Raw genomic sequence first — 8,007 nt, 5'->3', positions numbered from 1 at the left:
AGAGAATAGAGAATTTTCCTATGCATCCTCTTTCCTATGCATCCTCTTTCCTCTTTCCTATGCATCCTCTTTCCTCTTTCCTATGCATCCTCTTTCCTCTTTCCTATGCATCCTCTTTCCTATGCATCCTCTCTCCTCTTTCCTCTTTCCTATGCATCCTCTTTCCTCTTTCCTATGCATCCTATGCATCCTCTCTTCCCCTACACCCTACACCCTACACCCTACACCCTACACCCCAGTTTGCATAAAAATTAGTGGCTATTCCGTAATTAATTTAACAGCCATTTAACAGAAATCAACCAAAGGAGAGGTATTCCATGCAAGACTATAACCAACCAGACCAAAACCGTAACCTCCTGCATCTAGTTGATTCTAATTCAATCCAGGAAACAGTGAGCGATCGCAGTCTTTTGCGCCGATTTATTGCCCAATATCGTCAGACGGGGCAATGTCAAACTTTGCCTCAGTTAATCGAAATCGCCCGACTCGCACGGCAAGGACAATTAATCACACCAAAAGAAGCCCGGATTTTATTAGCAGATTTAGCGGAAATAGAGGCAAATTTGCCAACTATTGCCCAGAATTTAACTATTTTGGTTGCCGCAGAGTTTAATAGTAATATCCAGCCAATTTTTCAACCTGAAAAAGGCTTAAATTTAATCCAAAATTTAACCGAAATAGGCGAATATTTGGATAAATTAATGGCGATCGGGCGTAACCATCCCGACCCAGAAGAACCGGGAGTTAAAGAAGGGTTTGCTCCTTGTTATATGGACACCATCAAACGAGTCAATGATTTGCGCTATGACTTAGCGTATCTTCGGGAACATTTACTCCCCCAAAGTCTGACCATTATGGGCAAGCAAAATGATTATGTTCATCTACAACTTAACACTATTTTAGATGTAATTAATGACCTTTATTACACGGCAATGGCATTGTTGCCTAGGTTGCGAGAAAACATTACTCGTAAAGTTCCACAAATGTTAGGTTCGCTGTCGGATGGCTAAACCAATCTAGCACCCAAAAAATAGGTTGTAAATTCATTGCGGCAAGGACAAAGCATTCGCGATTTCAGGTTATCGATCCTAATCAATATTTTGACGTGAATGCTTTGCCCCTACATTCTGAATATATCCTAAAAAAATCAAAACAGCTTACTAAATAACCAGAGAGGATTAATTATGTTTGACTTATTTAAGGCGTTCTTTAATGGTAATTATAGCGCCCATTACGATAAAACTGACAATCATCAACCGCTTAAAACTACCATGAATGGGCGGGAATTTCGCGAACGGTTAGAAAAGGGCGATCGCCAATTCAATAACTTATTATTATCCAAGGTTGATTTACGGGAATTGGATTTAAGTAACTTGGTATTAACCGATAGTATCTTACAAGATAGCGATTTAAGTTATGCTTGTTTAATCAATGCTAACTTTAGCCGCACCAAATGCGATCGCAGCAACTTTACTGGTAGTTTACTAAACGGAGCCAACTTATTTGAAATCAGCTTATGCGGGGCAAACCTTAGCCATTGCCATGCCATAAATGTTAATTTTAGCCGCGCCGATTTAACTAGCGCTAACTTAACCTGGACTAACCTGAGAGGGGCAAATCTTTACCGCACCAATTTAACCGGAGTTAACCTTTCCGGGGCTAACTTAGAAGGGGCAAACTTTGAGCATTCTAGCCGCGACAATATAGACTTAAAAATGTTACGCTTATCCGTAGGATCGCGAATTATTCAAAAAACAAAACCTGGATTTTACTTCGGAGAGTAAAGAGGAGAGAGGAGAGAGGAGAGAGGAGAGAGGAGAGAGGAGAGAGGAGAGAGGAGAGAGGAGAGAGAAAAGAGAAAAGAGAAAAGAGAAAAGAGAAAAGAGAAAAGAGGAGAGAGGAGAGAGAAAAGAGAAAAGAGAAAAGAGAAAAGAGAAAAGAGGAGAGAGGAGAGAGGAGAGAGGAGAGAGGAGAGAGGAGAAAGGAAAGAGAATTTTACTCTTTACTATTTCCTCTTTAATCTATCCTCTTTACTCTATCCTCTTTACTCTATCCTCTATCCTTGACTTGCCAAAAAATATGTGATTCTATGTGCCACAATTATTTCCTAAAAAGAAATAATCAAATAGCCATTTTGGAATTTAGCGCCTTTAACGGGTTTACCTCGCAACTGATTAGGTAGGAAAATATTGCGCCGTTGATCGCCTGCTTCAATGGTAACTTCCGGGCCATATTGTAATAGTTTGACCTGCTTTTTATCAAAAGTGGGCAAATATAACCGGACTGTCCCCGATACCACGTCAATTTCTACCGAACGAGGGGCTTGTGTGGCTTTGGTGAAATCCGGTAAAGCCGCGATCGCACCTTGCCAATCATCCCCAGACCGCTGGGGGATTGCTGCCAGATCCAAGGGGGCAAATTCAGCTTTTAATTCTTCGCTAACGGATGCTTGGTTTGCCAGCACCCCAGCCACCGTTAAACCGACTTGTTGGGCGCTGCCCCACAAATAACGGGCGGTAGCTATGGCAGTTTTATCCTGAGTCGTCACCAAATAAGCCACGACCCGCTGGGGATCGGATACCGCCGTTTTCCCTCGATCCAGCAGGTTATTCACTTCCTGGGCTGGCTTACCGCCAATATCATCACTACTCCAACTCACGTTAAAAACCGCACTGGTGACAGGTTGGACAAAGGGTGACAAGGCTTTACCGAGATCCGACTGCGCCAACACATCCTTAAAACGGCGCAAATACCAACTGAGAATTTCTGGCATCCCCAACATCCGCAGGGTATGCTTATCGCCGCTGCCATCATAGACGATCGCATCATAATCACCCGCTGCATCATACTCGCGAATCGCATTCAAGGCTAAGGCGCTATCCATCCCCGGTAAAACACCGAGTTCTTGACCATAAACTTCTTTAAAAAAAGGAGTGCGGACATATTCCGCTTCCAGTTTTTTCAACTGTTCCCAACTCCGATCTAGGAGTACCGCTGACTCCAACTGCACTGCCTTCAACTTCGGGGCAATTTCTTGTGGATCTGGGCCAACGGTCTGACCTAGAATTAGCCCAAATGTTGGGCTAGTATCTTGACTCGCGAGCAGCACCCGCTTGCCTTGGGCGGCCAAACTCCGGGCAGCGGCGATCGCCATTGTGGTTTTCCCTGTCCCACCCTTACCTAAAAACGTCAAAATCAAAGCCATAAGTTTCTGGTTGTAGCTTCTTGCTTGCTATTTGACGTTCAATATTAATCTTTATCGGCGGATTTGGCATGACTGACACGAATTAAATCGCGCCCCCCAAACCCCCAAAACGAGGAGAGAGGTTCTAATGAGAGAGGAGAGAGAATTTTCCTCTTTCCTCTTTCATGGTTCACCTCTTTCCTCTCTTCGCATGGATCTGGATGGGTTTGGAACTATTGCACCACTTGCACTTCGTCTTCAAAAAACCAAGTGGAAACGCCGTTGCCAAAATCAACCACTACGCCGACACCGCTGCCGTCAGTCATTTTGAAATCCTTAACGGTGCCCATCGGATTTTGCTTGATTTTTTCAATAACATCAGCGGCCATCTTTTGTCTGAGACGGAGGACTTTTACCTTTTGTCCGATTTTCATTGCAACTGTAATTCCTGTAATTATCTTGGGTGAATCATTCCACAGTTTATCAGCGATTCGCGCAACTGCGATCCGATCGCTCGCGGAATCGCATCCCATAGATTCTCCCAGTGAGACAATTAGACTGGATCGCAGCCGGTGGTAGAAAAATCATGTAATTTGAAACCCGCTGCGATCGCAATTATCGACCATCACTACTGAGAATTACCATGCTTGCGAAAAGAATCTTGCCTTGTTTAGATGTCAAAGCCGGTCGCGTTGTTAAAGGAGTCAACTTTGTCAACCTCCAAGACGCGGGCGACCCGGTAGAATTGGCCAAAGTTTACAATGATGCCGGAGCCGATGAATTGGTCTTTTTAGACATCACCGCCACCCATGAAGACCGCGACATTATTATTGATGTGGTGTATCGCACAGCGGAACAAGTATTTATCCCCCTCACCGTGGGCGGGGGGATTCAATCCTTAGATACCATTAAACAATTGTTACGGGCGGGCGCCGATAAAGTCAGTATTAACTCATCGGCAGTAAGAGATCCAGAGTTTGTCAACCGGGCCAGCGATCGCTTTGGCAATCAATGCATCGTCGTGGCGATCGATGCCCGTCGGCGCACGGACCCCAACAACCCGGGCTGGGATGTCTATGTCCGTGGGGGACGGGAAAATACCGGCATTGATGCGATCGCCTGGGCCAAAGAAGTCACCCAGCGGGGCGCCGGGGAACTCCTCGTCACCAGCATGGATGCCGATGGCACCCAAGCGGGCTATGACTTAGAACTCACTCGCACCATTGCCGAACAAGTAGAAATTCCCGTGATTGCCTCTGGTGGGGCAGGCAACTGCCAACATATTTACGAAGCCCTCACAGAGGGTAAATCCGAAGCCGCACTCCTGGCATCATTACTGCACTACGGTCAACTCTCCGTTGCCGAAATTAAAAATTACTTAGCCGAACACCATGTCCCCGTGCGTCGATAATCATCCCTAAGTAAATCATTTTCTTGTAGGGGCGTTTACCGAAACGCCCCTTATTTATAGTTGGTTATATGCAACTCACCGATTCCCGATCAATCATTTTATCGAAAAATTGACCGATTTCTAGTCCAATAATTAATTTTTGCCGAACAATACCTCATTTTTTTTAACGAACTGTTACAATGCTTCATATAAATAGCCGATATATGTAAAGTTATGTTTTTGATCCTCATTTTTATCGTCGCTTTGGTTGCCTGGTCACTGCATCTGATGCAAGAAGCCTTTGACCGTCAGGAGTCCTCCTTAATCTTGGCAGGGACTCTCGTGGCGATGGCGGCAGCGGCGATGCTGGCCGTTTACTTCCTCGTCGGGGATTGCATGGTGTATTTAAATCGGATGGCCGAATACTCTGCCGAATTTAGTCAATATCCTGACCCCATGAATTCAGCGATCGTCACTGCCCAAGCGGAACCGGGGTTAACGGAATACTACCAAGTGGTAGACGCGGACTTGATCTCTATCCCCTAGGGCGGCGTTACGGGTAATTTATGGGCTAAAACTATCTCTCCGCTTAGGTTTGAGCCTTTTATAGATTGGGATTTTGTCAGACTCGTTCACCCATCCCCAAAAAATTTTTGACAAAACACTTGACAAAATAGGAGTAATTAGGAGATTATATACAAGGCAGTCGGGGGCTATAGCTCAGTTGGTAGAGCACCTCAATGGCATTGAGGGGGCCAGCGGTTCGAGTCCGCTTAGCTCCATTCCGCAAATAATCAATCAAATAAAAAGTGCCTTAATTGATCCAGCGATCGACATAAATTAAGGCAATTTTTATTTGCCATGAGATGAGTCTTGGTAGTTCAGCCGGTCAATGTGGCGATTCCCGTAAGGAATCGGATATGCACGCGGAATCGCTCATAATGCGGATAGGGGCAATTCATCAATTGCCCCTACCATCAATTTCTAGTCAAACAATTGAGACCAGAAATCAGATTAACCAGAAATTAAGACTCATAAATCCGCGCTTCTACCGCTTCTGGATTGTCCTCGCAGTATTGTTCAAAGGCACTTTGTGGGGGTTTTTTGGCTTGTTGATGTGCCGCTTCAGCTTGAAGTTCTTCTACAATATCCCAAGCGGCAGCACATTCTTTAGAACTGGCGCCTTTAGCGGCACAAATTGCCCGTGCTTCTTCAATGGCTTTTTGGATTTCAGTTTGCATCACCGTTTCTTGCGGTTTCTCAACAAATTGACTCTTGGTGAGAATATCTGTCACGGATATAATGCCGAGAAGGCTGCCTTTAATCACTGGAGCGCGGCGAATTCCCGTATTAGCAAATAACCGCGCCACATATTCCACTCCCAGTTCGGGATTAACCACAATGCAGGGTTTGGTCATAATTTCATAGACCCGAAGTTTTTTCGGATCTTTCCCAAATGCAGCAACTTTATATACAATGTCGGTTTCGGTGACAATTCCGTAAGAATCTTGATCGTGACGACGTTGTACAATCAAGGCGCGTAAGCTTTTTTCTTTCATCAGCTTGACTGCATCGGCAACTGTGGCTGACCCCCGAATGGTCACCACATCTTTGGTCATAATTTCTCCAGCTTTCATCATGGCGATCGCCTTTTTCTAATTATTTCTTTATTCCTATATTAAACCTATTCGGTGCTCTTGTTAGTTGCTCTTGTTAAAATTTAGGCTAAAATTATCGGCGATTCGCAAGAGCGTCCGCTATCGCGGAATCGCAAATTGTTACATTTGAATTTTAACTTTTAATTTTAGCCTGCCATTACCCGGTCTTCTATAAATCAATTTGGCTCATTTTTTCCTTAAAAAACCACCAATTTTTCGTAAATTTATATTTTATTTTGTAAAGAAAAGTTAATAATTGACAATAACTAATTATTAATTAATAATTAGTTATTGTCAATTGTCAATTAGCGATACTAAGCCGCATTCTCCCGCTAGAAGCGCGATCGCCCAACATCACCTGTTTAGCCAGTAGATCGATCGCAGCTTGATATTGTGGGTCTGCTGCCGTCGCCACTTGCTGACGAGTCAGGGCATCAAGGGGAACCACATAATCTGGCGTAATCCCTAACTTATGAATATCGCGATGATTGGGGGTCTCATATTTGGCCACGGTGACGGCCAATCCAGAGCCATCAAACAAGTCAAATAAGGACTGAATCAAGCCTTTGCCAAAGGTTTTTTCCCCCACGAGCACAGCGCGACCATTATCCTGTAAGGCACCAGCCAGAATCTCGCTGGCGCTGGCAGTTCCCTGGTTGACTAACACCACCAGTGGATCGTCGGTTAATTCTGTTTCCGTAGCTTCAAAACTGTCGAGAATGCCTTGGCGATTGACGGTGTAGACGATCGCACCTTCTTTCAGCCACAACCGGGCAATTTCGATCCCCGCTTGCAGCAGTCCCCCTGGATTGTTGCGTAAATCCAGAATATAAGCATCTGCCCCTTTTGCTTCCAAATCATTAATCGCCTTAGTCACTTCTGCGGTGGCGTTGGCATTAAATTGAGTTAAACGAATATAGCCCACATTAATGTTCTCGGTGGCTTTCAGTTCAGCCACGACGGGGTTCAGTTCAATGCGATCGCGCACAATGGCAATATCTTCAATGCTTTGGTCGCTGTAGTGTTGAATCGTCAGAATCACCGTAGTTCCCACCTTACCCCGCATCCGTTGCGCCGCTTCATCCAAAGACAGGCCCAAAGTAGACAAGCCATCGATTTGAAGAATGCGATCGCGGGGTTGCAATCCCGCTGCCTCTGCCGGGGATCCAGAAATCGGCGCAATCACCTCGATATTTCCCTGCTCATCCAGGGCAATTTGCAAACCCACCCCGGTCAGTTCCCCGGAAGTATTCACCCGTAAACTGCGATACTGCTCAGGGGGCAAAAATCGAGTAAACGGGTCATCCAGACTAGCCAGCATTTCTTGAATCGCCCCATAAGACTCCTCGCGATCGCGCAAAGGCTTCTTCAATGCCTTTTGGCGAATTAACCACCAATTTTGATGATTAAACGACTCATCCACATAAGCGCGGTTCAAAATCCCCCACGCTTGATTAAATAACTTTTGCTCGTCCGTTAACGCCGCTGCCGATGGCGTTCCCCAAAAACTGGTGAAAACCAGTTGCACCAACAGTAACAGCCCAACCCAGAAAACTCGTTTGCTCATAATCAAGATAATTTAATTGTTTTCACAACTTAACTAATATGCCAGCAATGGCTGCCCGGAGTAATCGTCCAGACTCTCCCCAAAGAAATCGGGATATGTTCCGCCGTCTGCATCCCTTGGCGACAAACCTTTTAGCTTTATCTCCCTACCCCCTCCACAGGGGAATCTACTCCTGGGGTCATTGCTAGAGGGGTAATGCGATCGCCCC

8 protein-coding genes and 1 tRNA gene are annotated in these 8,007 nt (G+C 45.3%); 5 read left to right on the top strand and 4 right to left on the bottom strand.

Annotated elements, in window-relative coordinates; all coding sequences use genetic code 11:
- Positions 1-317: 317 nt before the first annotated feature.
- Together AM228_RS21060 and AM228_RS21055 are read left to right on the top strand one after the other, a co-directional pair.
- Entirely contained in the window at positions 318-1,010 is a 693-nt protein-coding gene (locus AM228_RS21060; protein WP_054468918.1) for a hypothetical protein, read from the top strand.
- A gap of 174 nt (positions 1,011-1,184) precedes the next feature.
- A complete protein-coding gene (locus AM228_RS21055) occupies positions 1,185-1,784 on the top strand; it encodes a pentapeptide repeat-containing protein (protein WP_054468917.1) in 600 nt (199 codons plus the stop codon).
- A 323-nt stretch (positions 1,785-2,107) separates the two neighbouring features.
- Here the strand turns inward: AM228_RS21055 and AM228_RS21050 are convergent, their stop codons facing one another.
- Entirely contained in the window at positions 2,108-3,205 is a 1,098-nt protein-coding gene (locus AM228_RS21050) for an ArsA family ATPase (RefSeq protein WP_054468916.1), read from the bottom strand.
- Between the two features lie 212 nt (positions 3,206-3,417).
- A complete protein-coding gene (locus tag AM228_RS21045) occupies positions 3,418-3,618 on the bottom strand; it encodes a DUF2862 domain-containing protein (RefSeq protein ID WP_054468927.1) in 201 nt (66 codons plus the stop codon).
- 209 nt (positions 3,619-3,827) lie between these two features.
- On the opposite strand from AM228_RS21045, the gene hisF reads away from it, so the two are divergent.
- From hisF to AM228_RS21030, 3 genes are all read left to right on the top strand, one after another.
- Complete coding sequence (gene hisF / locus AM228_RS21040) at positions 3,828-4,595, top strand: imidazole glycerol phosphate synthase subunit HisF (RefSeq protein WP_054468915.1); 768 nt, start codon at positions 3,828-3,830, stop codon at positions 4,593-4,595.
- 213 nt (positions 4,596-4,808) lie between these two features.
- A complete protein-coding gene (locus AM228_RS36920) occupies positions 4,809-5,120 on the top strand; it encodes a hypothetical protein (protein WP_072160879.1) in 312 nt (103 codons plus the stop codon).
- 163 nt (positions 5,121-5,283) lie between these two features.
- A tRNA-Ala gene (locus AM228_RS21030) sits at positions 5,284-5,356 on the top strand.
- A 243-nt stretch (positions 5,357-5,599) separates the two neighbouring features.
- On the opposite strand, the gene AM228_RS21025 is transcribed toward AM228_RS21030, so the two are convergent.
- Entirely contained in the window at positions 5,600-6,214 is a 615-nt protein-coding gene (locus AM228_RS21025; RefSeq protein WP_054468914.1) for a CP12 domain-containing protein, read from the bottom strand.
- Positions 6,215-6,533: 319 nt separating this feature from the next.
- Positions 6,534-7,799: a carboxyl-terminal processing protease CtpA gene (gene ctpA, locus AM228_RS21020; RefSeq protein ID WP_054468913.1), complete on the bottom strand. Its 1,266-nt coding sequence runs from the start codon at positions 7,797-7,799 to the stop codon at positions 6,534-6,536.
- Between the last annotated feature and the right edge of the window lie 208 nt (positions 7,800-8,007).

This window comes from Planktothricoides sp. SR001 (genome assembly GCF_001276715.1).
Classification (GTDB): Bacteria; Cyanobacteriota; Cyanobacteriia; order Cyanobacteriales; family Laspinemataceae; genus Planktothricoides; species Planktothricoides raciborskii.
This window is presented reverse-complemented; position numbering and strand designations above follow the sequence as displayed.